This window comes from Prolixibacter sp. NT017 (assembly GCF_009617875.1).
Lineage (GTDB): Bacteria > Bacteroidota > Bacteroidia > Bacteroidales > Prolixibacteraceae > Prolixibacter.
Genome location: NZ_BLAV01000001.1, coordinates 353,490 through 377,480 on the forward strand (window position 1 = coordinate 353,490; position 23,991 = coordinate 377,480).

27 protein-coding genes are annotated in these 23,991 nt (G+C 41.6%); 25 read left to right on the forward strand and 2 right to left on the reverse strand.

Annotated elements, in window-relative coordinates:
* Positions 1 to 204: 204 nt before the first annotated feature.
* The 22 genes from GJU87_RS01495 to GJU87_RS01595 all read left to right on the forward strand — a co-directional run bounded on the left by GJU87_RS01495 (position 205) and on the right by GJU87_RS01595 (position 17,018).
* Positions 205 to 672, forward strand: coding sequence for an SRPBCC family protein (locus GJU87_RS01495; RefSeq protein WP_228491800.1), 468 nt, complete (start codon positions 205 to 207; stop codon positions 670 to 672).
* Between the two features lie 459 nt (positions 673 to 1,131).
* Positions 1,132 to 1,725: a Crp/Fnr family transcriptional regulator gene (locus GJU87_RS01500; RefSeq protein ID WP_153637891.1), complete on the forward strand. Its 594-nt coding sequence runs from the start codon at positions 1,132 to 1,134 to the stop codon at positions 1,723 to 1,725.
* Between the two features lie 102 nt (positions 1,726 to 1,827).
* On the forward strand, positions 1,828 to 2,379 hold the full coding sequence (locus tag GJU87_RS01505; RefSeq protein WP_153637892.1) for a dihydrofolate reductase family protein: 552 nt from the start codon (positions 1,828 to 1,830) through the stop codon (positions 2,377 to 2,379).
* A gap of 160 nt (positions 2,380 to 2,539) precedes the next feature.
* Positions 2,540 to 3,337 (forward strand): alpha/beta fold hydrolase, encoded by a 798-nt coding sequence (locus GJU87_RS01510; protein WP_228491801.1) that lies wholly within the window; start codon positions 2,540 to 2,542, stop codon positions 3,335 to 3,337.
* A gap of 293 nt (positions 3,338 to 3,630) precedes the next feature.
* On the forward strand, positions 3,631 to 3,843 hold the full coding sequence (locus GJU87_RS21385) for a glyoxalase/bleomycin resistance/extradiol dioxygenase family protein (RefSeq protein ID WP_228491802.1): 213 nt from the start codon (positions 3,631 to 3,633) through the stop codon (positions 3,841 to 3,843).
* Between the two features lie 12 nt (positions 3,844 to 3,855).
* Positions 3,856 to 4,419 carry an alpha/beta hydrolase gene (locus GJU87_RS01520; RefSeq protein ID WP_153637893.1) on the forward strand — a complete coding sequence of 188 codons (564 nt, stop codon included), beginning with the start codon at positions 3,856 to 3,858 and terminating at the stop codon, positions 4,417 to 4,419.
* A gap of 70 nt (positions 4,420 to 4,489) precedes the next feature.
* On the forward strand, positions 4,490 to 4,612 hold the full coding sequence (locus tag GJU87_RS21725) for a hypothetical protein (protein WP_373921470.1): 123 nt from the start codon (positions 4,490 to 4,492) through the stop codon (positions 4,610 to 4,612).
* A 12-nt stretch (positions 4,613 to 4,624) separates the two neighbouring features.
* Entirely contained in the window at positions 4,625 to 4,795 is a 171-nt protein-coding gene (locus GJU87_RS21730) for a hypothetical protein (RefSeq protein ID WP_373921471.1), read from the forward strand.
* 14 nt (positions 4,796 to 4,809) lie between these two features.
* Complete coding sequence (locus tag GJU87_RS21735; RefSeq protein WP_373921482.1) at positions 4,810 to 4,881, forward strand: hypothetical protein; 72 nt, start codon at positions 4,810 to 4,812, stop codon at positions 4,879 to 4,881.
* 518 nt (positions 4,882 to 5,399) lie between these two features.
* A complete protein-coding gene (locus GJU87_RS01530) occupies positions 5,400 to 5,816 on the forward strand; it encodes an Rrf2 family transcriptional regulator (RefSeq protein ID WP_153637894.1) in 417 nt (138 codons plus the stop codon).
* A 321-nt stretch (positions 5,817 to 6,137) separates the two neighbouring features.
* Entirely contained in the window at positions 6,138 to 7,328 is a 1,191-nt protein-coding gene (locus GJU87_RS01535; RefSeq protein ID WP_153637895.1) for a PAS domain-containing protein, read from the forward strand.
* Positions 7,329 to 7,378: 50 nt separating this feature from the next.
* Positions 7,379 to 7,897, forward strand: a complete 519-nt coding sequence (locus GJU87_RS01540) for a hemerythrin domain-containing protein (protein WP_194831411.1) — start codon at positions 7,379 to 7,381, stop codon at positions 7,895 to 7,897.
* Positions 7,898 to 7,927: 30 nt separating this feature from the next.
* On the forward strand, positions 7,928 to 9,448 hold the full coding sequence (locus GJU87_RS01545; RefSeq protein WP_153637897.1) for a PepSY-associated TM helix domain-containing protein: 1,521 nt from the start codon (positions 7,928 to 7,930) through the stop codon (positions 9,446 to 9,448).
* A gap of 13 nt (positions 9,449 to 9,461) precedes the next feature.
* On the forward strand, positions 9,462 to 9,809 hold the full coding sequence (locus GJU87_RS01550) for a cupin domain-containing protein (protein ID WP_153637898.1): 348 nt from the start codon (positions 9,462 to 9,464) through the stop codon (positions 9,807 to 9,809).
* 348 nt (positions 9,810 to 10,157) lie between these two features.
* Positions 10,158 to 10,559, forward strand: coding sequence for an SRPBCC family protein (locus GJU87_RS01555; protein ID WP_153637899.1), 402 nt, complete (start codon positions 10,158 to 10,160; stop codon positions 10,557 to 10,559).
* 193 nt (positions 10,560 to 10,752) lie between these two features.
* Positions 10,753 to 11,589: an SDR family NAD(P)-dependent oxidoreductase gene (locus tag GJU87_RS01560; RefSeq protein WP_153637900.1), complete on the forward strand. Its 837-nt coding sequence runs from the start codon at positions 10,753 to 10,755 to the stop codon at positions 11,587 to 11,589.
* 230 nt (positions 11,590 to 11,819) lie between these two features.
* On the forward strand, positions 11,820 to 12,278 hold the full coding sequence (locus tag GJU87_RS01565; protein WP_228491804.1) for an SRPBCC domain-containing protein: 459 nt from the start codon (positions 11,820 to 11,822) through the stop codon (positions 12,276 to 12,278).
* Positions 12,279 to 12,308: 30 nt separating this feature from the next.
* Positions 12,309 to 13,154, forward strand: a complete 846-nt coding sequence (locus GJU87_RS01570) for a class I SAM-dependent methyltransferase (RefSeq protein WP_153637902.1) — start codon at positions 12,309 to 12,311, stop codon at positions 13,152 to 13,154.
* 216 nt (positions 13,155 to 13,370) lie between these two features.
* Positions 13,371 to 13,982 (forward strand): WD40 repeat domain-containing protein, encoded by a 612-nt coding sequence (locus tag GJU87_RS01575; RefSeq protein ID WP_153637903.1) that lies wholly within the window; start codon positions 13,371 to 13,373, stop codon positions 13,980 to 13,982.
* A 105-nt stretch (positions 13,983 to 14,087) separates the two neighbouring features.
* On the forward strand, positions 14,088 to 14,654 hold the full coding sequence (locus GJU87_RS01580) for a Crp/Fnr family transcriptional regulator (protein ID WP_153637904.1): 567 nt from the start codon (positions 14,088 to 14,090) through the stop codon (positions 14,652 to 14,654).
* A 62-nt stretch (positions 14,655 to 14,716) separates the two neighbouring features.
* Positions 14,717 to 15,313, forward strand: a complete 597-nt coding sequence (gene def, locus GJU87_RS01585; protein WP_153637905.1) for a peptide deformylase — start codon at positions 14,717 to 14,719, stop codon at positions 15,311 to 15,313.
* 1,090 nt (positions 15,314 to 16,403) lie between these two features.
* Positions 16,404 to 17,018 (forward strand): DUF1062 domain-containing protein, encoded by a 615-nt coding sequence (locus tag GJU87_RS01595; RefSeq protein WP_153637907.1) that lies wholly within the window; start codon positions 16,404 to 16,406, stop codon positions 17,016 to 17,018.
* 168 nt (positions 17,019 to 17,186) lie between these two features.
* On the opposite strand, the gene GJU87_RS01600 is transcribed toward GJU87_RS01595, so the two are convergent.
* A complete protein-coding gene (locus GJU87_RS01600; protein ID WP_153637908.1) occupies positions 17,187 to 17,744 on the reverse strand; it encodes a transposase in 558 nt (185 codons plus the stop codon).
* Entirely contained in the window at positions 17,711 to 17,983 is a 273-nt protein-coding gene (locus tag GJU87_RS01605; protein WP_153637909.1) for a hypothetical protein, read from the reverse strand. The genes GJU87_RS01600 and GJU87_RS01605 overlap by 34 nt, the downstream gene beginning before the upstream one ends.
* Before the next feature lie 486 nt (positions 17,984 to 18,469).
* Between GJU87_RS01605 and GJU87_RS01610 the strand changes: the two genes are divergently transcribed.
* From GJU87_RS01610 to GJU87_RS01620, 3 genes are all read left to right on the forward strand, one after another.
* Complete coding sequence (locus tag GJU87_RS01610) at positions 18,470 to 19,078, forward strand: RNA polymerase sigma factor (RefSeq protein ID WP_153637910.1); 609 nt, start codon at positions 18,470 to 18,472, stop codon at positions 19,076 to 19,078.
* A 368-nt stretch (positions 19,079 to 19,446) separates the two neighbouring features.
* On the forward strand, positions 19,447 to 20,454 hold the full coding sequence (locus GJU87_RS01615; RefSeq protein WP_194831412.1) for a FecR family protein: 1,008 nt from the start codon (positions 19,447 to 19,449) through the stop codon (positions 20,452 to 20,454).
* 186 nt (positions 20,455 to 20,640) lie between these two features.
* Positions 20,641 to 23,973 (forward strand): TonB-dependent receptor, encoded by a 3,333-nt coding sequence (locus tag GJU87_RS01620; RefSeq protein ID WP_228491805.1) that lies wholly within the window; start codon positions 20,641 to 20,643, stop codon positions 23,971 to 23,973.
* Positions 23,974 to 23,991: the final 18 nt, after the last annotated feature.

Here is a 23,991-nt window from a genome sequence, read left to right on the forward strand (position 1 = left end):
TTGCATATAAATATCTGAAGCGTTTGCCTTGAATGGTTTGTTCGTTCAGAGGGACTGAGCTTTTAAGGACTCAACATCATAGGTGCACAATACATTCCTATTCGGAGGTATAAGAACAATGGATTTACACTCTGGTTAGTGGTTAATGTAGGAGAAAACCCTGGCAATGAAATAAGAAAATGCGAATTTTAAAGAGATAGTAAAATGACGAAAAAGCAAATTCCGACAGTAGAAACTCAAATGCTAATCAGAAAACCTGTCTCAACAGTTTTTCAAGCATTCATTGACCCAAAAATCACGGCCAACTTTTGGTTTACAAAATCAAGCAGTCAATTAGAAATCGGTAAAACAGTTACCTGGAAGTGGGAAATGTATGGTGCGTCAGTAAATGTGTTTGTAAAAGATATTATCCCAAACAAAAAAATTTCAATCGAGTGGGGTGACCCGGTAACGACAGTTGACTTCGAGTTTACTTCATTGACAAATGACAAGACTTATGTAGTAATCAAAAATTACGGGTTCAAAGAAACAGGAGACGATTTAATTCAAACAATCAAGGACAGCACAGGTGGTTTTACGACAGTGTTGGACGGGCTAAAGGCATACTTAGAACATAACATTCATTTGAACTTAATCGGTGACAAATACCCGAAAGAAGTTAGTAATCACTGACAATAAATTGACAAAAAAACAGTGAACCACTAACAACGTGTAAATTTTATAAGTGGATTCGACGGTGTACAGAGTGCGGATTCTCGCATTGATTTCTGCTCTGCCGGACTGGAGTAGCACCAAGTATTACTTGACATACATTACATGAATGGCGAAAGTGGTTAGTCTACAGGTGCTTGTTTTTTGCCAAATTGTTTCTTGCGAATGGTTGAGGGCGCAATAAATTTTTCAAGCGTACGAATCTGAAGTATCGATAGACATACTAACCTGTTATTTTTTATGTAAAATACCTGGGGCGTTTACCTGGAATGGTTTGTTGGTTCAGAGGGGCTGACTTTTAAGAATTCAACATTATAGGTGCGCAATGTATTTATATTCAGGGGATAAGCACGGTGAATTTACACACTGGGTAGCGGTCATTGCAGAACCAGGCAGAAAGACAATACACAGAAATTTGAAATGGTAATAAGAGATTTGTCAAATAGAACTTTGCAACACATTTATTGCGACAACGGTTTAACAGACAAAATACTTGAAGAAGTTTTTCAGGCACATACCGAAGTAGTATTTCAGAAAAACGAATTTCTTTTAAGACAAGGCGAAACATCTAAAGAATATTATTGTCTTGAAAGCGGATTAGTTCGTGCGTTTGTTCACGACTATAAGGGTAACGACATTACCACACAGTTTTTCTGTAACAATGAAATTGTGATTGAAGCAAACTCGCTATTCATGCAAATTCCTGCCAAAGAAAACATTCAAGCACTAACACCATGTAAATGTTGGAAAATTACTTTTGATGATTTTCAACGTCTATACCAAAATATTCCAGAAGTTGCTGAGTGGGGGCGTATGTGGATGTCGCAACAGTTGTTCTTATTAAAAAAACATTCTGTTTCAATAATTGCTGATTCAGCGACTGACAGGTATCTTTCTTTAATAAAAGAAAGACCGCAAATTTTGAAAGAAGCGCCAATTAAGCATATTGCCTCATATCTTGGAATTACAGATACTTCCCTAAGCAGAATTAGAAATAAAGTGTCAAAAATGTAATTCATTTTTTGACACTTCATTTACTGTCCTATGACAAGTTTGGTTCATCAACTCTTTGATACTTTAGTGCAGTAGAACAAACAAATAGTTAAACAGGGGAAAATGAGAAAAGTAATTGCTGCAATCAATATGACACTTGATGGGGTTTGCGACCATACTGCTGGAATACCTGATGCAGAAATACATCAACACTATACCGAACTATTAGGCCAGGGAGGTGGGATTCTATATGGCAGGACTACATATCAGCTTATGGAGTTTTGGCGAACCCTGCTGGAAAATCCTTCCAAGGAAAAATCAATGAATGACTTTGCTACGGCTATCGACAAAATTCCGAAAATAGTTTTCTCCCGGACAATTAAAAGTGTAGACTGGGAGAGTGCTACATTAGCAAAACGTGATTTAGAAGATGAAGTTTCGGAACTCAGGAAACAACCCGGTAAAAATATTTTTGTTGGTAGTCGCAGCTTAATTATACAACTACTGAAACTTAACTTGATTGATGAATTGCAACTTTGCATTCATCCAATGGTTGAAGGTAAGGGATTGCCATTATTCGAAGACATAAACGACAGGATTATTTTTAAGCTCGTTAGGAATAAAACCTTTAATAATGGAGCTGTAATTCTTTATTATCAACCCGAAAAGGAATGACAAAACAACGAACCGGCAACGCAAGAATTTTATAGTGCAAAAGCTTTATTTTAAAGATGACTCGGGAAAATCGGCTTAAAAAACTTTGGCGGTAGTAGTTCGATACGGGAAGCAATTTATTTATAGGTTTTACGGTGGATTTGCTTAGCGAAATAATATTATGGACAAAAGAAATATGAAATATGTTACGTCTAAAGATGGTACAAAAATCGCATATGATATTAGCGGTTCGGGACCTGTTTTAATAAATATTACAGGGGCGAGTGTGTTTCGAAATTTTTCCCCGGTACTACAGGCTGTGAAAACCTTTTCACAAAGTTTTACTATGTACAACTATGATCGTCGCGGTCGGGGAAATAGTTCTGATACGAAACCTTATTCAACAGAAAAAGAAGTTGACGATATAGAAGCACTAATCGATGCTGCCGGAGGAAAAGCAAATTTGTACGGACACTCCTCGGGAGCGGTTTTAGCACTTGAGACTGCTTTGAAACTTGGTAAAAAAGTAGAAAAAGTGGTGATATATGACGCACCCTATGTTCATAACGAGGCTGGAAAGGAAAAATATAAAAAACTGGCAAATAAAGTATTGACACTACTTTCAGAGGGGAGTAACAAACGAGCCATGAAAACATTTTTGAGCGGTATCGGTATGCCAAAATTCTTCGTATGGTTATTGCCGCTTTCTCCAGGATGGAAGATAATGCATACACTTGCGCCAACACTCGCATATGATATAGAACTTACAAAAGACTTTCCTCCACTGGAGCGATTTAAGGGCATCAAAACACCGACACGCATATTTGTGGGAAGTAAAAGTCCAGAAAACATTCGTACCGTCGGCCCACAAATAGCGGAAGTAGTACCTAACGCAGTTTTTGAGGAGATTGATGGCCAAGACCATATGGTCAGTGCAAAAGTGTTATTACCAAAGTTCAAGACCTTTTTTGACAAGTGAATTAAACCGTATCTAAGAGGACTTATTATAACAACAGGTGATAATTTAATTCCTGCCGAACACTTTCTCCGGTAGCAATAAGCTGAAAAACAGACTAATATTAGAATCTTTTCAAAACGACAAAAGTTGTCCAATAATGGCAGTTCAGGATGTGGACAGCAGTGCAAAATGGTATGAAAGAATATTAGGACTCAGAAATACATCCGGAAGGACACGGTTTTGCAGTTCTGAAATCTGAAACAAATGAGATCGTTCTATGCCTTCATCAATGGGAAATGGACAATCACCCAACAATGACAAATCCAGGTATTACCTCAGGGAATGGCTTTATGCTTTACTTTAGGACAGAGAATATGGATGCAATATACAAAAGCGCTTTAGGGGAAGGTTGGAAAATAGAAGAAGATATTCAGTTGAATCCCGGACCAATGAAGAGAGAATTCTCTCTTCGTGACCCCGACGGATATTTTTTAACGACAAGCGAATTTCACGAATTTGAAAAATGAAACAAATATAATATGACCGGGCATGTGTTATTTATACAAGGTGGAGGCGACGGAGGATATGAAGCTGATACAAAGCTGGTAGCTTCATTGTGCGAAGCTCTTGGAGAAACTTACAGTGTGTATTACCCTCGGATGTTTATTGAAGATAAGCCTGATTTTGGGTGGTGCCAACAAATAGGTGATGAAATCGTAGGGATTAAGAAAGACGTTATCTTGGTGGGGCATTCACTGGGAGCATCACTCCTGATGAAGTATCTGTCTGAAAATGAGATGAAAAATCGGATCGTTGGGGTTTTTCTTATCTCAACACCTTTCTGGAGCGGTGGCGAGGAGTGGGTGCAGGGACTTAAACTGGACGAAGCATTTGATAATAGACTGCCTCAAGATGTTCCCATCTTTTTTTACCACTGTCATGATGACGAAGTGGTATCATTTGACCAATTTTTGCTTTATCGACAAAAGTTGCCCTGGGCAACTTTTCGTGAAATAAACAGCGGTGGACATCAACTTAATAATGATTTGACTCCGGTCGCAATGGATATAAAGGCACTAAGAAAACCAGTATTTATGAGATAGGGGAGAAAAATGAAGTCTTATCAACAAAAGATATGTTCTCGGTTGTGGCCTGAACGAAGAAGTGAAATGGATGCATCTCTGTTATACCCACCAGAACAGCAACCTGGTATTGATACAAGGCTTTAAGGAATACTGTGTACTGCTGTTTTTCAAAGGTTCTTTACTGAAAGACACCAACGGCATTTTCATTTAGCAAACGGAGAATGTGCAGGCAGGACGCCAGATCCGGTTCACCAGCCTGCAGGAAATCGTTGAACTGGAAGCGACCAGCAAAGCCTATATCTTCGAAGCCGTTGAGGTAGAGAAAGCCGGCCTGAAAGTGGAGATGAAAAGACGAAAGATTATCCTGTTCCGGAAAAATTTCAAACAAAACTGAATGAAAGTCCGGCGCTGAAAACTGCTTTCGAGGCCCTAACTCCCGGACGACAACGGGCTTTTCTTTTTTCATTTCGGCCAGCTTAAACAATCGAAAACCCGCACGTCGTGGGTGGGAAAATGTATCCTACAGATTATGGATGGGAAGGGGTTGAATGATAGGTAAATTCTTTCCTGACCGAGAACCGAGAATGTATGTAGGGAGGTGATTGTAGTGGGATATCAGGTTTAGTCCTTAATTTGGCTTAAAAACAACATTGTGGAATTAGGTATTTGTTGATTTGTTTGCTCGTTTCACTATTGGTAACATAGTCTACAATTGCGGATTTACAAACGAACTGATGAATGGAAATGTAGATAGGAAGCAAACCTTCAATGTCAGTTTTTGCAGGTATAGCTAGTCGCTGTCGGCGATAATATCAGAAAAGGATTTGTTTCATCTTTCATCGAAAATCATCAGATGAGAGCGGATTAAATGCAAATGTAGTATAGTATTAACAAAATCAATCCGTTAATTTTTGTGTATTTTTAATACTACCTGATAGTAGTATTTAAGGGGAAATTTCTATATTTGTTCGGAAATAGTAAAAGTTTTTTGAGTTCGCATGAATTTAACCAATACATCACGCTATGCCATTCGCATTTTGAGCTATATGGCTCTGCAGGGGGAGCAGTTGTTCTCAGCCAAGCAACTGGTGGAGCGATTGAAAATCTCTGATAAGTATTTGCGGGGGCTGATGACCAATCTTGCCCGGAAGGGATTGGTAAAGTCTGTTCAGGGGCGTGAAGGAGGCTATGAAATCAGTAAGCCGCACACCGAATTGTACCTGATTGATATCATCAGCGCCGTAGAAGATATTAGTAAATACACTGGCTGTGTACTAGGATTTGGAGAGTGTTCCAATGCGAATCCCTGTGCTTTGCACGATCAATGGAATGAGATTAAAACGGACACGGTTCGGTTTTTACAGACAACCACCCTGGCGGATATTGTAAAAAGTAAGCACGTCATGAAGTTTTGATTTTTTTTACACATATATACTACATGTAGGTAGCATTAAAAGCTGATTAAATTTTTTCAGAATGAAAGAGACACTACCGGACAAGTTCACGAGCCGGGAAAGGATATTTTTATACTCGCCAGCACAGTATTGTCGAGCCGCTGAAGGATCGGATGTGATTCAGCACTTTACCCGATGGGTTAATGATCCTTGGCGGTCTGATCATTTTTTATGACCTGGTACACAAAACATACTTCGCCAAGAAATTGGCAGATTGAACAGGTAGTATTCAGAAACAGTCCCTGACTAGTGAGCAGGGGCTGTTTTCAAAATCTAACGCGAATGTCGGAATTTACACAGAAATCGGAGAAGAGAGTTGCAGCTTTAGCGGCTTACTTGGCGGGTATCCTGAACCGGGAGAAGGGCAGGGAACTGGTGGAAGCGTATGGTATACAGACTACCCGATTTATTCCCGCTGACATCTTGTTGGCTTTCGACCGGGTAATGGAACAGGGACCGGACATGGACGAGCTGAAAATGGCCTCCAACAAGCTGTTCAATATCCTGTACAAGACCCTTTGTCAGTATCCCTCCATTGAGCCGCCGGCAAACTCGTTCATCGATTACCTGGTACGAGATAACGGTGGTGTTTCTCTTCTAATGGAGGAAACCAAACCCCTGATCAAGTCACTGAACAGGGAGGTGACGGAAGGAATACGTACGGCTTTGCACAGCCGTTTTGAAGCACTTCAACGTTTCGAGAGCCATTATGTGATCAAGGAAAATATCCTGTTCCCCTTTATCGAAAAGAAGTGGAGCCACCATCAATGCCTGAGGCTGATGTGGAGTTTTCATGATGATATTCGAAGAAATATCAAGACGGCACTTAAGCTGTTACAGGCAAAATCTTTTGATTTGCAAGCGTTCAACCGGGTCAGTGGCCTGGTTTGGTTCAACATCCATACCATTATCTTCCGGGAAGAGAAAGTGCTTTTTCCCCTCCTGCTGGAGCAGGCTGATTCAGCAGAGTTGGATGATATGCTGGTCCAGGCGGCCGGGATTGGATTCTCTTTTACCGAAGTGGAAATGCCTGCTTTGCCGGAGAAACAGAGCAGAAAAACCCATCAGCAGATACACTTCAAAACCGGACAGCTCACCGTCGAACAAACAGAATTGCTGTTGAATCACCTTCCGGTGGATATCACTTTCGTGGACGAATCTGATACCGTAGCTTACTTCTCGTCACCCAAACACCGGATCTTCCCCAGGGCGACTGGTATTATTGGTCGGAAGGTACAAAACTGCCATCCTGCCGAAAGCGTGGATGTCGTCAACCGGATCGTAGATTCCTTCAGGAGGGGGGAAAAGGATGAAGCTTCTTTCCGGATCCATATGGGGTCTCAATATATACTTATTCGGTACTACGCTGTACGTGATGAGCAAGGCAGGTTTAAAGGGACACTGGAGGTCACTCAGGAAATATCAGGTATTCAGAAGATGACTGGTGACCGACGACTGCTGGATTGGGATTGATGATGGAACACGGGAGAATGCCTCAAATAGAACCATTAAATCAGGATAACATGAAAAACGTAACAGAACAATTAACAGCGGAACATCGAAACATTTTACGGGTGATAGACGAGGTGCTGGAGGAGTGCCAAAGGCTGGAATGCGGAGGGATTCTGAATCCGAAGTTTATTGAACAAACCATCGATTTCATCCGGAATTATGCCGATAAATACCATCATGCCAAAGAGGAAAAGATTCTTTTTGAGGCGATGCTCGAGAACCAGGATTGCCTGCATTGCAACCCGATTCCGGTGATGCTGTATGAGCACGAGGAGAGCCGCGGGTTTGTGCGGAACATGGAGAAGGCCCTCGACGAGAAGGATGTACCCGCCGTGATAGCCAATGCGCATAATTATTGCCGGTTATTGCAGGGACACATCTATAAGGAGGACCATATCCTCTATCCCATGGCCGAAGAGGCGCTGGACGAGCTCCGGAAAGAGACGGTTTTGCAGCGTTACCGGGAAGCCGATTCTGTAACGCTGACCGCAGAGACAGTGAAAAGGTATGAAACTTTATTTGCTGACTAAATGAATGGATGATAAAAGGGATTTGGGGTGATGGGAGCAGTCAGATCGCGTTGGAAGAAACTACACCGGTGGCCGGGAGTAATCGTATCTTTTTTGTTACTGTACTATGGTATTACCGGCATATTTATGAATCACCGGCAGTTTTTTTCCGGTCTGGATGTAGACCGGAGTAATTTGCCGGACAACTTTCAGTATCATCACTGGAACAACAGTGCTTTGAAGGGGAATTTAATTATCCACCCGGATAGCATCATGGTATACGGAAATATCGGCATTTGGGTGACCGATTCCACATTCGAAAACTATCGGTCGCTTAATGCCGGTTTTCCTTATGGTGCAGACAACCGGAAGATATTTGATCTTCACCGGGCAGCAGATGGGCATCTGTATGCAGCCACACAGTTTGGCTTGTATGCTTTTGATACGTCTGAAGGGCAATGGGTGAAATTTCCACTTGATGTACAGATCAACCGGTTTGTTGCTGTTCAAAGTATCAACGATACCATCTATGCCCTTAACCGTTCCTGGCTATTTAAAGGAAAATCAGCTGGCATTCATACTCGGTTTCAAAAGATTGAACTGAACGAACCTGTCGGATACCGAAATACTGTTCCTTTGTTTTTAACCATTTGGCAGATTCACTCGGGGGAGATCTTCGGATTGCCGGGCCAGCTTTTTGTTGACTTCCTGGGGTTGGTGACTGTTTTTCTTTCGGTTACCGGGCTTATCTATTTCTTTTTCCCGGGATGGATCAAACGAAGGAAAAGGAAAAAGAAGACGATCCAATACCCGTCTAACGTGAACCGATGGTCCCTCAAATGGCATAACAAAATCGGGGCCTGGTTTTTCATCTTTCTCTTCATTCTCTTCTTTACCGGGATGTTTCTGCGGCCACCGGCATTGATTGCTGTGGCGAATGCCAAGATATCTCCTGTCAAATATTCGAAAATGGACCAGCCCAATCCGTGGCATGATAAACTTCGGGCCCTCCGTTTCGACGAGCGTGAAAAACGTTGGATGCTATCGACTTCCGAAGGAATGTTTCATATGAATCAAGGGACACTTACACCTGTGCCTTTCCAGATACAACCACCAGTGAGCGTTATGGGTATCAACGCGTTGGAATGTACTGGTGACAGTGCATTTCTGGTCGGTTCGTTCACCGGTTTATTTCGCTGGCAACCCGGTCATCCCGACATTTTTGATTATACCAACGGGAAGCTATACAAGGGAAATCCGTCGGGACGCCCCATCGGGAACTACAAGGTGACAGGGATGATCACCAAACCCAACGGGGAACAATATCTGGTTGATTACGACCGGGGCATCATTCCGCTTCACCATGCGCCACCATTTCCTGAGATGCCTGAGCAGATCGTCACGGAATCACGTATGTCGTTGTGGAGTCTGTCACTGGAAATTCATACCGGACGTTTCTTTCACTTTCTGTTGGGAGATTTTTATATTCTGTTGGTCCCGTTGGTCAGTTTAATATCTGCCATGGTAGTGATTAGTGGATATATAGTATATCGAAAAAAATTCAAACACTAAAAATAATAAAGATATGATTGCAAGAACGATTCAGTCAGCTCCTAAAAAGGAGAATCCGCATGGAGTAGAAGTACACAAGATGTATGATGATCCCTCTGCGCAGATCATGCACATGACCCTGCAGCCAGGAGAGGGATTAAAACCTCACGCTACTCCGGTCGACGTTACTTTTTATGTTCTGGAGGGAAAACTGACCGTATTGATAGGCGACGAGTCGGAACGTTTTGATGAAGGGACCTTAATTGAGAGTCCGGCAAACATTGTTCATTCATTACTTAACGAATCTGAACGAGTTGCCCGCGTTCTGGTTACTAAAGCACCCCGACCGTCTGGTCCGGGAAAGATAAAGTCGTCAGAATAGGCAGGTATAGGAAAGCTGCTTTCCCATACGTTTTTTTTTGCAAGCTTCTCTCAGTTTTTCGAGACATTAGCTGAAGATAAATGCGTAAAGCCCTTGTTGGTCACAATAGGGGCTTTTATGCATGAATTGGTACCTATCTATACCATCCGGTAAACCTCTTCATTGGAATCTTTTGCGTTGGTATATCGTTTTTGGTTAAATTCGAAAATCAGAATTAACGCTCTCCAGTTGGTCCCATAACGAAAAGAATGGTTTCTGTATGAATAGAAACCAATTAGTATGCAGCCGCTGAAGGGCAAGTTTAAAACAGAAAGAATCAATTTCTGATACAATTGTAAAATTAAAAATATGGCAATTCATCCTGTAAAGAATATTAGTATTTCGATTGAACGAGCTGTAGATGAAGTGTATAGATTTACTTCTAATCCTGCGAATTTTCCTATGTGGGTTGAATTTATTGATTCAATAACCAAAAAGAACAGTATTTGGTTAGCTGGAACGGACCTTGGAAACTTAAAAATAGAAATTACGCCACAGAATGAATTCGGGATTTTGGATCATCAGGTTGCACTCCCTGACGGAACAATAGTCGATAATCCCATGAGAGTGATGGCAAATGGCGAAGGCTGCGAATTGATCTTTACATTGTTTTGGATGCCTGGACGGTCAGAAGAGGAGTTCAAGCAAGATGCGAAAGCTGTTGAACGAGACTTAAAGCGATTGAAGAAACTCATGGAAGAGGAATCGTGAGATACAGAATTTAGGGCATCCCCGTAAGGATATTTGTTGAGTGATGATTCATTTGAAACAAAGGACTTGTTAGGTAGGTCATTACAAAAAATAGTCCTGTAGTTAGATTCCTGTCTGGTCTGTAAAATAATACGGTTCATCGTTGTATGTGGAGAAATAATCAGGTTTAACCGTTTCACTTAAATGTTATAGAATGGTACAAAATGAGACAGCTAAACAAACAGTTCTGATCACCGGAGCGTCTTCGGGTATTGGAAAGATAACCGCTCAGGTATTCGCGAACCAAGGTTTTCGTGTTTTAGGTACCAGCCGACGTAAAGTCCCGGATGCAGAAGGTGTTGAAATGCTGGAACTAAACGTATGTTCCGATGAGTCTGTCAGACAATGTGTAGCAGAAGTATTGGCAAAGGTAGAACGCATCGATATACTAGTTAACAATGCTGGTGTCGAACATCTGGGTATAGTTGAAGAGACTACAATGAAGGAGGTGTACTCGGTATTTGAAACCAACTTTTTTGGTGTTGTTCGAGTGACCAATGCTATCTTGCCCTTTATGAGAAAACACAGAAATGGGAGAATAATCAATATAGGCTCCTTAGCCGCTTGGGTTGGTGAACCGGGGGAGGCTTTTTATTCTGCTTCTAAACATGCGCTCTCCGGATATACAGAGGCTTTACGACACGAGGTCTGGCCTTTTGGCATCGATGTTTCTCTGGTTGAACCTGCGGCGTTTAAAACCAATGTCATCAACGCAGCATCGATATCAAAGGAGACTAATCCTGAGTATAATGCAGTACGATCGGCTGCCCGTCAGACATTGCAGGATAGCATGGGCAAAGGAGGTGATCCAATGAAAGTGGCAAGGCTCATCCTGAAAATAGCACGAACCCGTTCACCTCGTTTTCGTTATGGAGTAGGGGCTGGAGCCCGTTGGATACCTTATCTCAGGATATTGTTACCGCAGCGAACATTTGATAAGCTTTTAAGGCGCGGTTTTGGTTTGAGAAAGATTGAGGATATGAATAGGTGATCTTATTTTGTACAACAGGACATTAACACCTATTTTATTTGCTATCAACTGCCTGAATAGTTGGACCAGGTACATACACGGTTCGGCGTCCTGTCGACACCTGAAACTTTTTCTTTATCTTCGGGTAGTCCCAATAGAGATACTTTGTAATAAAATTAGAAATACCTTAAGCGCTGTTTGGCCTTTTGTTATTGAAGGGGCTTGGATGATTTAACAAAATGAATTCAAGTATGAAAATATTTCGTGAACCCGATCTTTCGGGGCGGCCTTATTCGCTAACTGTTGAAAAGGAAATGGACCTGGAAGCAGAAATACTGTTTAGGGCTTGGACCAAAGAATTCGATACCTGGTTTGCAGCACCGGGGTCTGTTTTAATGACGGGACAGGTTAATACTCCTTTTTTCTTTGAAACCGAATTTCAACCGGATGAAAATTCCGAGCTTTTCAGATATCCGCATTACGGGCGTTTTCTGCAGGTTGTACCAAGCGAGTTGGTACAAATCACCTGGATAACAGGCGAGGGAGGTACATCAGGTGCCGAAACGGTAGTCACTGTGGAATTCATCCCTAAAGGGGACAAGACATTGTTGAGATTGAGTCATTCGGGTTTTCCTGATGAAGATTCCAGAAACGGACATGAGCAGGCCTGGCCCATGGCATTGGAACAGCTCGCCTGGCAATACCAATAGAATACGACTAAATTAAGACAAGACGGAGTCATGGAGAGACCGGATAATACGGCCGTAAGAACGGCGTTATGGAGAGCTTTGCACGTTCAGGTGGATGCAGAACCTTATATTCTGGAAGATGAAATCGGTTTGAAACTGGTAGCTCCATCCGATGACTGGCAGCAACGTCCTGATATGCGATTCACTCAGCGACTTCGGGCGTCGGTTGTAGGCAGGGCCCGCTTTGTTGAGGATTTCATTGTTGATCAAAGCAAACGGGGAATTAGTCAGTTGGTTGTTCTTGGGGCAGGACTTGATACATTTGCTCAACGGAAGACAGGCATTGCCTCCAAACTTCAAATATACGAAATTGACCGTACGGCAACTTTGGATTGGAAGCGACAGCGATTAACTGAACTTGGTTTTCGCATTCCGAAATTTCTACATTACGTTGGGGTTAATTTTGAGATGTCTTCGTGGTGGGACCGATTGTTGAAAGCGGGATTTGATGTCAATCAACCGACAGTTTTAACCTGCACGGGCGTTAGTTTATACCTGACCAGAGAAGCCAATGTTGCCATGTTAAATCAAGTGGCTGAATTGGCCCCCGGTTCGAAAGTTGCTATCTCATTTTATTTGCCGGTGGATTTACTGGATGAAGAAGACCGGGCGATGCAGAATTTGGCCGAAAAAGGTGCGCAGGAAGCCGGAACACCTATGATGAGTTTTTTCTCTCCTGATGAGCTATTGGCATTGGGAACTGAAGCAGGTATAAACGATGTGAGATTGGTGACAACGAAGGATTTGGAATATTCTTATTTTTCTAACAGAACTGACAACCTTCTACCTGCCAGCGGAGAGATATTTCTGTTGGGAACTACGTCTAAATCGGATTAGGGATTAGCTAGTTGGGAAGGTGATTATGGAAACAATGAAAAGAAATTTGAGAATAACGAAAGCTACCCTAGAGAACCTTCATCATGCTTATATCATACATACAGCTTTGAAAGTAAGGTGAACTCCGGGAGATATGGTTTGAGAGACAATCATTAACTTAAAGGCATTGATTGAAGATGGAGAAAGCAACTCATTCCTGTTAAAACAAAAAGAAAAATGATGAAAATTGGCAGAGTTTTTTTTGGAAAAGACAACAAATACGGGATTCTGAATTTATTAATCGCTTCTGTTGTTTTTTTTCCATCAACTCTTGTCGGTCAGGAGTCGGTGAGAAGTTATAAAACGGTGGCCCGGAATGAAACACCGAACTATGCTGAATTCTCGCCTGATGGGAAATGTATTGCCGCCGGCGTTTTGGGGGCCGTAAGGGTTTGGAGGAGTCAGTCCAATGAATTTAAAGATTATCCGACCAAACTGAAGAATGAAACACCGGCTTTCGTCCGCTTCTCATCGGATGGAAATTATATTGCTGCCGGAGTATTCGGTGCTGTAAGAGTTTGGGAGCTGCAGTCGAATGAATACAGGGACTTTCCGACAAAATTGAAGAATGAAACCCCGAAGTATGTCTGTTTTTCTCCTGCCGGAAAGCATATGGCCGCTGGTGTGTTTGGAGCAGTCAGGGTCTGGAATGTAAGATCGGGTAAATTTGCAGATTATCCTACCAAACTAAGAAACGAGACACCTAAATTTGTGCGATTTTCTCCGGATGGAAGATACATAGTGGCTGGCTCTTATGGTACTGTCAGGATTTGGGAACTGGCAGAATAAGATCAGGGTTAGTGGAATTAAGAGAAATTTTTAGTCCAGGGAGTGAAGATTTAATTGATTCGTTTTCGTCTTTGTTAGTGTGAACCATAAAAAGTCCTTTTCAAGATGGGGTATCTTAGAGAATATTATGAACGGATTGTCAAATTGAGAGAATCGGAATGGGATTTTATTGCCGCTCACTTCCAGAAAAGAGTGTTTGACAAAAAAGAAATCATCACCGGGAAAGGAGATACGGAAAATTACTTGTCATTTATTGAGTCCGGGACCGTTCGGTTTTACATTCCGGATATGGAAAATGAGTTAACATTCAATTTCAGTTTTGGCAAGGAGTTTACTTGTGCCTATGATTCATTTCTGACGCAGACCCCCTCGGAATACGCGTTGCAAGCGTTGACCGAAACAATTGCCTGGCAGATTTCTTACGCTGATTTACAAGAGGTATACAGTCAAACCCAAGTCGGAAACTATCTGGGACGTTTTGCATCCGAGAAGCTTTTTCTGGCAAAAAGCAGAAGAGAATTGTCGCTGCTTAGGTACAATGCAAAAGAGAGGTATTTGCGATTGTTTCGTGAACAACCTGACATTCTGAAACTCGTACCGTTAAAATATATTGCCTCTTATATCGGAATAACGCCACAAGGATTAAGCAGGATAAGACGGCAAATAAGTTAACATAGGTTCATTGCCTGTTCCGATGGTTCTTCAGAATTTTGAAGTACAAAAATGGACCGAATATGAGAATCCCCATCCTGGCCATCGGGCACAGAATGCTAAAAGAAAAATCTCAAGAATTGTCTGCTGATTATCCTGAGCTCGACAGATTGATTGACAACATGTGGGAGACTATGCAAAACGCCAATGGGAGCGGGTTGGCCGCGCCACAAGTGGGTGTACCCATCCGGTTGTTCATTGTTGACAGCAAATCGACTTTTGAGAGTCTTGATGAATCAGACCGGGCGACATACTACCAAAGTGAGGACAGAGGTATTAAGGAAGCTTTTATTAACGCCCGAATTACTAAACGTTCCGAACAGTACTGGGAAGACGAAGAGGGATGCCTGAGTATTCCCGGGTTATCACAACCAGTTAGAAGACCATGGTCGATTACAGTTGAATATTACAACTCTGATTTCATAAAACAAACCCAAACATTTAGCGGAACTACAGCCAGAATAATTCAACATGAATACGATCATGTTGAGGGAATATTGTATATCGACCATTTGAAACCGATTACAAAAAGACTGATACAGTCCAGGCTGAAGAGGATCATTAACGGTCGGGTTGAAACTAACTATCCAATGAATTTTCCGAAAGGAAACAGATCCTGAATCGAATAAGTCAAAATCAGTTGGTACGGAATGTACCAATCAAGATGTGTTTTTCGGATGCGGATACTATTTTCCGGTTTTTCAGGAAAAATCAAACGCAAATCGCCGGGATAAGTGAAAATGCTGTTGGTTTCATATACCATGCTTTGACAGAAGTCCATCTGTTCCTGCCTTGGTGATCCGGGTGATCGGGTTTCACTTTGGAAACTTTGCAGTGTCGGTCGGCGAGGAGCTAGAGCACTTTTTCAACAGTTGGATAGGAGCACCAATCCGGTGGAAGCTGTTGCCAGAATGAACATCCCGGTCCAGAATCCGAGAACCATGTGTAAGCTCATGTAAATAAAATTCTTCGGATCCCGAAACGGAATAACCGACGTACATTTTTGCGTTCAGGCCACCAGATGATATAGCCTGAAATTACCAAAACAATGAAACTGATGCAAAAAATTCCGGTAATTACTTTTCCTGTTTTTCCGAATAATAGGTAGCGCTGCGACATAGAAAAAACGCGTGCGTTTGCTTGCATCGCGCACGACTTCGCCAGCATACGGATTGAACACCAGGTTTCGGTGTAAATCGGCCGTGGTTTCGTAGCGGAACCATACCTTGCGTTTGGGATTGTGAAACAGGTAAATTTGTCTGACTTTGGCTTCGGGGCGTGTAGTCGCAAAATTCGAGAATAGGTCATCCAGTGGTCATAGTTGCCAACGGGTACGATAGCAGGTCTATTGGTCGACAGAGAATTTATGAACGAGAGCTTCGAAAAACGAGCAAAGAATTTGATTCGTTGTTAGGCATTGGTCCCAGTAATGCCTACTTTTATTGCACAAAATCAAATGACTCGTATTTTGGGAACAACTCTTAAATTTATAGGAGCTTAGTATTAGCCTCATAACCACAGGCTAATCATTCTTTTTGTTTGGGTGCTTCTACCTGAACAGGTTTTCGATTGATCATATTATTCGCGACGTTGCTTCTATGAGCAATAGCATCTGCAATGGCGGTTTCTGACCTTTACGCAGGTTGGAAATGGTTATGTCGTGGATAATACCGGAAAATTTAAAAAGAATATTAAGCACGACTATAAATTATGAGTATAGAATATACCTGGGAGGTAAAGGCTGCAAACCTCCCTCTTTTAAAAAGAAAATGCAATCATTGTGAAAGTGACCGATTTTACTGCAGCGAGAAATTCAGAATGAACGCCCAAAAAAAGAACATTGATATATGGTTAGTCTACAGGTGTATAAAATGCGATAATACCTATAACATGTCCCTGTTTTCCCGAACCAAGCCAGAGCTGATTTCCAAAAATCTGTTCAACAATTTTTTGGAAAATAATACGGAAACTGTCTGGGCGTATGCATTCTCCCATGAAGTAAGCCGACGCAATAATGTTGAACTTGACTTTGATAGCGTTGAGTACGATGTGAAGCACGAAAACGTCTCAATTGAGGACATTTTGAATTTCTATACGGAAGCTGTGGCGTTCAAGATTAAATGTCCTTTTGATTTTCGTCTTAAATTGTCGTCCGTTCTCAGGGTATGTTTGGAGCTATCGGCCAGTAGATTAAATAAATTGATTGAAGAAGGAGTGATATCTGTTCAGGAAAAACATTTGGAAAAGAGGCACAAGGTTAAAGACGGCGACATTGTTCAGATAAACAGTGAAAAATTGAGAAGCGTATACCATACCTGGGGATAAGAATAATGGAGCGAATCGTTTTGATCCGACCATAAAATGGTAATTTAAACCTTGAAAGGAGAAAGATATCCCCGGCTATAGGCTACGGTGTACACACATCTTGGTCACCCATAAGAATCATGAATCCCTGGAAGATATCTTCAAAGCGATCCATTCCTTCTTTTAATGTTATCTATCCCGGGGGCTTTGAGACTGATAGGCTTTCCATCCTCCAATCCGGGCAATTATCCATGCCGCCCAGGCCAGGGTTTCAGGACTATATGGATTTCTTTGTTTTTCTGTTTTCCCCTGGTATTTTTCGTTCAGCAGTTTCAGGCATTTTATCTGTCCGGAAGAAAAACTCTGTTTGGCAGGCATCTGCTCACTTTGTTGCAAGGCGAATTTCAGCTGTAAAATAGTTAAGGCACTTTGCATGGCCATGATGGTTAGTTTGCGGATAGCCCACCCGCTTTCCAGTTCACTGTGCTCTAGCTGGAATCCTTTTCTTTTTAGCAGACGAAACAATTGCTCAATATACCACCGTTGGGAATACCAACGTACTATCTGAAGGGCGTCCGCTACTGAATTAACCGGATGAGTAGTCAACAGCTTCCAGTTTACCTGTTGCGACGCCTCCGGATAATTAACTTCGGAAACATCGACTACTGAAAGGGATACCCGTTCAGGTGATTCGTCTCTAAGCCGGCCAGGCTTCAGCAGGGTAACCCGGTCAAAACGGACCTGCATCCGGGCTTGCGTTTTTGATATCCCGATGGAGTTGACTGCACAATATCCATTTCGTAGCTTCCCTGCACGGGTAGTTCCTTTAAATGGGCATGCAGCCTTTTCCCGTTATCCAACTTACGATTCTGGCTGTCGCGAACCAAAAGGTGAACCGTTCCACCAGGCGCATCACTAAATTGTTTATAAATATCTTCTTCCCGGTCTTCGATAATGGTTACCATGTCTGCCGCCTGGAGAGACAACCGGCTTTTTATTGAGCTCTTCAGCCATTGTATCTTTTTCCTATGAAACTTGAGTCAGGAAATTCGTTTCAGCAATATCATTACGCGCAATTGTGTAGAGGAAGTAAAAAAAGGAACGGAGCAATTATCTACAGTGTGGTTGTTCCTGCGAGATACCACATTCCATCTGTATTTGCCAACTAGACTGAAGTGTCTTCGACAACAAATAAGAGAATTGTCGGAAAGAAAGTTCTGATAGAGGTACTTGCGAACAGTCTGCGGATGACTATCGAACATTGCTTAACGAAGAATACACGTTTTTTACAACTTGAAAGAGAGGGCAGTGGTTGAAAGTGGGATTGCATCTGTTGTGGGCATCTTAGGTTTATCGGTGAGAAGTTAGGTTTGGAGGGCGAACGAATACTTGGTCTTCCAGGCAACTGCTATTGAGCAATTTTTTGTTGCATTAATACAAAATTCTATTTTTAGAGATTAATTTTGTATCCTATGAATAATTATCCAGATCATACAAATCGAAAAAGAGATTATTGGGAATTGGTTTGGAATAAATTCAGGGAGGGAGATCGGAGAGCTTTTGAAACTATTTATAACGAGTTTTCAGATGTGCTTTTTGCTTATGGCTCAAAAGTTACATCGGACCATGAGATGTTAAAAGACTGCATTCAGGATGTTTTTATTGACATTTATAAATACGGTACAGAATTAAGAAATCCTGGTTCACTTGAGTTTTACCTGTTTAAAACATTGAAAAGAAATATATTCAGGAAACTTAAAGAACAAAGCGGAATAAAACTGGCAGATATTCAATCCAATAGTTTTTATTTGAAGTTCGAACTTGAAGAACGAAATGAGCAGGAGGAGATGTTGGATGAAGGATTGTTGAAGCTTCAGGCTCATTTAAAAAGTTTAAATCCCGTACAACGGGAACTTTTGTACCTGAAGTTCAACAGTGGACTTTCCTACGTTGAGATCGGCCGTATTCTCGACATTAAGCCCGATACAGTAAAAAAGCAAGTATACCGTTTACTGGATGGTTTACGCAGTCAATTGTCGAAGAATCCGCTCGAATTGCTTTTCATTTACTTCGCAGAATAGAAACCTTTCTTTAGTCTATTTCCTTAATCAACTCCCGGATTTAACAGAAAAGTTCGTTTTTTAACTTTTTTTTGTGATCAAATCATCTCACAGTCACTATGTTTGGTTGATTTATGTTTTTCAACATGTAATATTTTTGTCCCGTTTTGGGAGATTCTTACTCTTGTTTGTGAATAAATGTTAAACGGATGAATATATACGAGAGGCTCATAGAGAACCCCTTATTTTTCAAGTGGATTTATCATCCTTCACCGGAGTTGGAAGACTACTGGCAAAAATATATGCAGTTAAATCCGGACGAAGCCCGATATATTGACGATCTGAAAAGACAATTTGATCAGATGCGGTATTCGGAGAGCGAGTTTTCGTTGATAGAAAAGAAGACCATTGCCAAACGAATTTTGGAGCAGTTGGATTTGATTGACCGAAAAGAAAAGAGAATTCGTTTACTCAAATCCATTTCACAATATGCAGCGATCGCCCTTTTGTTTTTTACGGTTGGAGGCGGTTCTGTCTATTTCTGGCTAAAGCCGAATCAGCCTGATTTTTTTGCGGAACAAACAGCAATCCCTGTTAATAGCAGCGAGCCTGTTTTGATTTTGAACAATAAAGACAAGATTGACCTAAAAGGTAAGGAATCGGTGTTGGATTATTCAAAGCGGGATACCATTATGCTCAATGGGGGACATGTGGTCAATGCAGATAAGGACAACAATAATCCGGTAATGAATCAGCTGATTATTCCTTATGGCAGTCATTCAAAAGTTTGTTTGTCTGATGGAACCGTTGTTTGGTTGAATGCTGGAAGCCGATTAGTTTATCCCTCGCGTTTTATTAAAAAAACAAGAGAAGTATATTTGATTGGGGAGGCTTTCTTCCATGTTCATAAAAATCCTGATCAGCCATTTATCGTTCGGGCCGGAGGACAGGATATAAAAGTTTTGGGGACTAAATTTAACGTTTCGGCATACCCCGAGGATGATATCATTCAGACTGTTCTTGCCGAAGGATCGGTGAGTTTACATACGGAGGGAGCCGGATTCTTTTCAAAGGATTTAAAGCTTGAACCGAATCAGATGGCATCTTTCAATAAGAACAGTCGAAATACAAAGATAAAATCTGTCGTTGCCAGTAATTATACTTCCTGGACAAAAGGTTTACTCAGTTTTCATGGAGCTGACTTGAGCCGGATTACAAAGAAGTTAGAACGTTATTACAATATTCATATCAACTATCAGAATCCGTTACAATCTACTATTCCAATTACCGGGAAGCTTGATCTTAGTCAGGGACGTGATAATGCTTTCAAATATCTGGAACAAGCAGCCGGAGTAATATTTGTTAAACTAAACGAGAATAATTATGAGGTAAAATGAAAAACCGGAAAATGGTGACGCATTTCCCGGTCTAATTAAATACCAATTAAAATCAGCATTTATTAACGCTTAAAGCTTTACAAAGCTATGAAAAAAAATCCACTTGCGGACCTTCCTCGGGGGGGAGGTCTAATTAAATTATGGCGAATCATGCGCTTAACTTTGTTCTTAATATGTGTATCACTAATGACGGCTTTAGCTGATAATAGCTATGCACAGTCAACCCGCCTCAATATCAATGTTGATAATGGGACGATAAGAGACGTTCTAAGTTATATAGAGGATAATAGTGATTTTGTATTTCTGTATAATAGCGATGACCTGGATGTTACTCGTCGGGTTCGCATTCGTCTGAAAGAAGCATCCGTAGATCAAATATTGGAGGAGGTTTTGAAAGGACAGAATGTAAGTTTTAATATTTATAAACGTCAGATAGTTATTCATCGAAAAATAAATAATGAAGCAACTATCGTGCAGCAGGAATCTAATACTGTTGTTGGGAAAGTAACTGATACTTCCGGTTCTCCAGTTCCCGGGGTGACAATTGTTGCAAAAGGAACCAATAACGGAACGATTACTGATAGTGATGGAAATTATTCTCTGGAAGTGAAGCCGGACGTGAAAACGTTGGTTTTTTCATTTGTTGGAATGAAAACTCAGGAGGTAAATATAGGAAAACGACATGTGATTAATGTACGGCTGGAAGAAGCTTCTATAGGCTTGGACGAAGTTGTGGCAGTTGGCTATGGAGTGCAGAAGAAGGAGTCTCTTACCGGGGCGATTTCGGGGGTGACATCAAAGGATCTGGAGGATGTTCACGCCACAACAGTTAGTTCTGCATTGGCTGGTAAAATTGCGGGAGTCTCTTTTCGAATGCCGGATGGACGACCAGGTGCCAGTGCTAATATTCAAATACGTAACATGGGAGATCCGCTGTATGTAATTGATGGAATTCAGAAAGATGCGGGCCAATTTAATAATTTGTCTCCTAACGATATCGAAAGTATTAGTGTATTGAAAGATGCATCCGCCGCTATTTATGGTGTGCGTGCAGCTAACGGAGTTGTGGTGGTCACCACCAAAAGAGGTAAGTTAGGTTCAAAAAACACAATTAACGTAGATGCATATACCGGATGGCAAAATTGGTCACGTTTTCCGGAGACAGTCAATGCATATGATTGGATGCTTGGTAAAGCTGATGCAGAAATGAATCTTGATGGGCATACCAATATTACTCCGGAAGAACTTGCTAAGTGGAAGGCCGGAACCGAGCCTGGCTACCAAAGTTTCGACTGGTATGATTTTATTATCAAACCCAATTCTCCTCAAACATCATTTAATATTAACGCCACAGGAGGCTCAGATAAAATTAATTATTATTTGTCGCTCACTCGCCTGGATCAAAATTCGGTTTTGGGACGTCAGTTCACCTTTGCCCGTACCAACTTGCAGTCGAATATAGATGCTAAGATTACCAAGCGATTCAAAGTAGGAGTCTCTATTAACGGACGGATTGAAACACGAGATAATCCTGGAGTTCCCGGAACCGACGACTACTGGGCACCGCGTTTTGCACTCTTCAGAAACCGTCCAACAGAACGTCCATATGCTAATGACAATCCCAATTATATCAATAATATAGGACACATGGATACCAACTGGGGATTGTTGAATAAAGCCAATTCAGGATACTGGCATGAAGATTGGCGTGTAATGCAGTTGAATTTCACGGGTGATTATGATTTGCCAATAGATGGACTATCGGCTAAGGGAACCTATTCATACTATTTTGCAGATCGTTTGATGAACGGACATGAGTACACTTACGATGCTTACACCTATTATCCGGAAACCGATGAATATAAAATCACTTTTGCAAATAAGAATCCCTGGCGTGAGAGAGGTACTCACAAAGTTTTCGAAAATGTGATGCAAGGGCAGTTGAACTACAATAAAACCTTTGGAAAGCATACCATCGCTGCCACTTATGTTGCTGAACGTATTGAAAGAAGGGAACTGGATGTATGGGTTCATGCAGTGCCAAAAACCAATGCTTTGCCTCTCATACAGTTTGCTGATATGGATACTTACGATGACAAAGATTGGACGCAGGCGCGTATCGGCTATATCGGTCGATTGACCTATAATTACGCTAATAAGTATTATTTGGAAGTTGCCGGACGTGAAGATGGCTCATGGAAATTTGCATCTGACCGTCGCTGGGGATTTTTCCCGTCAACTTCTATTGGATGGCGGATTACCGAGGAGAATTTTGCAAAAGCTCTGTTGGGAGAGAGTACATTTGACCTGAAATTACGAGCTTCCTATGGTGAACTGGGAGATGATAATGTAGGCATTGGCGACTTTGACTACTTAACAGGGTACAACTATGCTACCTCTACAGTGATAATGGATGGGGAGGTCATCAAAGGTTCAAGAGACCGGGGCGTTCCTATCACCTCTATTAGCTGGTATACAAGTAAGATTACGGACGTCGGGGCAGACTATTCTTTTTGGGGAGGAAAATTGAGTGGTACGGTAGATTATTTTTATCGTAAGCGCGAAGGGTTGAGAGGTAGAAAGTATGATGTTCTGGTTCCAAGTGAACTTGGATATACCTTGCCTGATGAAAATGTCAACAGTGATGCAACGATGGGAGCAGAGGCCTCGATTAATTATAATGGAAAGGTTGGAGACTTATCTTACACGGTTGGTGCAAATGTTTCTTATGCGCGTAACCGTTTTTTAAGTTCTTACAAGCCCACTTTCGGTAATTCATGGGATTTTTATCGTAATTCTTCGGAAGATAGATGGACCGGGACTTATTGGGGGTATGAGGTTGTTGGTCAGTTCCAGTCGTTCGACCAGATAAACTCCTGGCCCGTGAATAACGATGGCGAAGGAAACAAAACGATGTTACCCGGAGACTTAATATACAAGGACGTTAACGGTGACGGGGTAATTAATGGGTATGATGAGCGACCGATAGGTTATCCGAGAGACCGTAACCCGATTTTGAACTTTGGTTTCAATATTGCTGCACAGTTTAAGGGATTTGATCTTCGGGCTGATTTCTCGGGTGGTTCTATGTATTCATACAACCAAGGATGGGAAATGCGTTGGCCGTATCAGAATGGAGGCAACTTGTTAAAACAATTCTATGATGACCGCTGGCACCGGGCCGATCCTTTTGATTTAAATAGTGAGTGGATTCCCGGTAGATATCCGGCATTGCGTTTTAATACCGGATGGCATAACAACTATAACAAGAATTCGACATTCTGGTTAACTAATGTGCGTTATCTCAGGTTGAGAACGCTTGAGATTGGATATAGTATTCCCAAAAACCTGATTGCCAAAGTGGGTATGCAAAAAGCGCGTTTCTACGTAAACTCGTACAACCTTGTTTCATTTGATAATCTCAAGAAATTAGGTGTCGAGCCTGAGATTATGGACCAAAATGGTCTGCAGTATCCGCAAAATCGCATGGTAAATGTCGGTGTCAACCTTTCATTCTAATCTAAAAAAGGAAGTAGA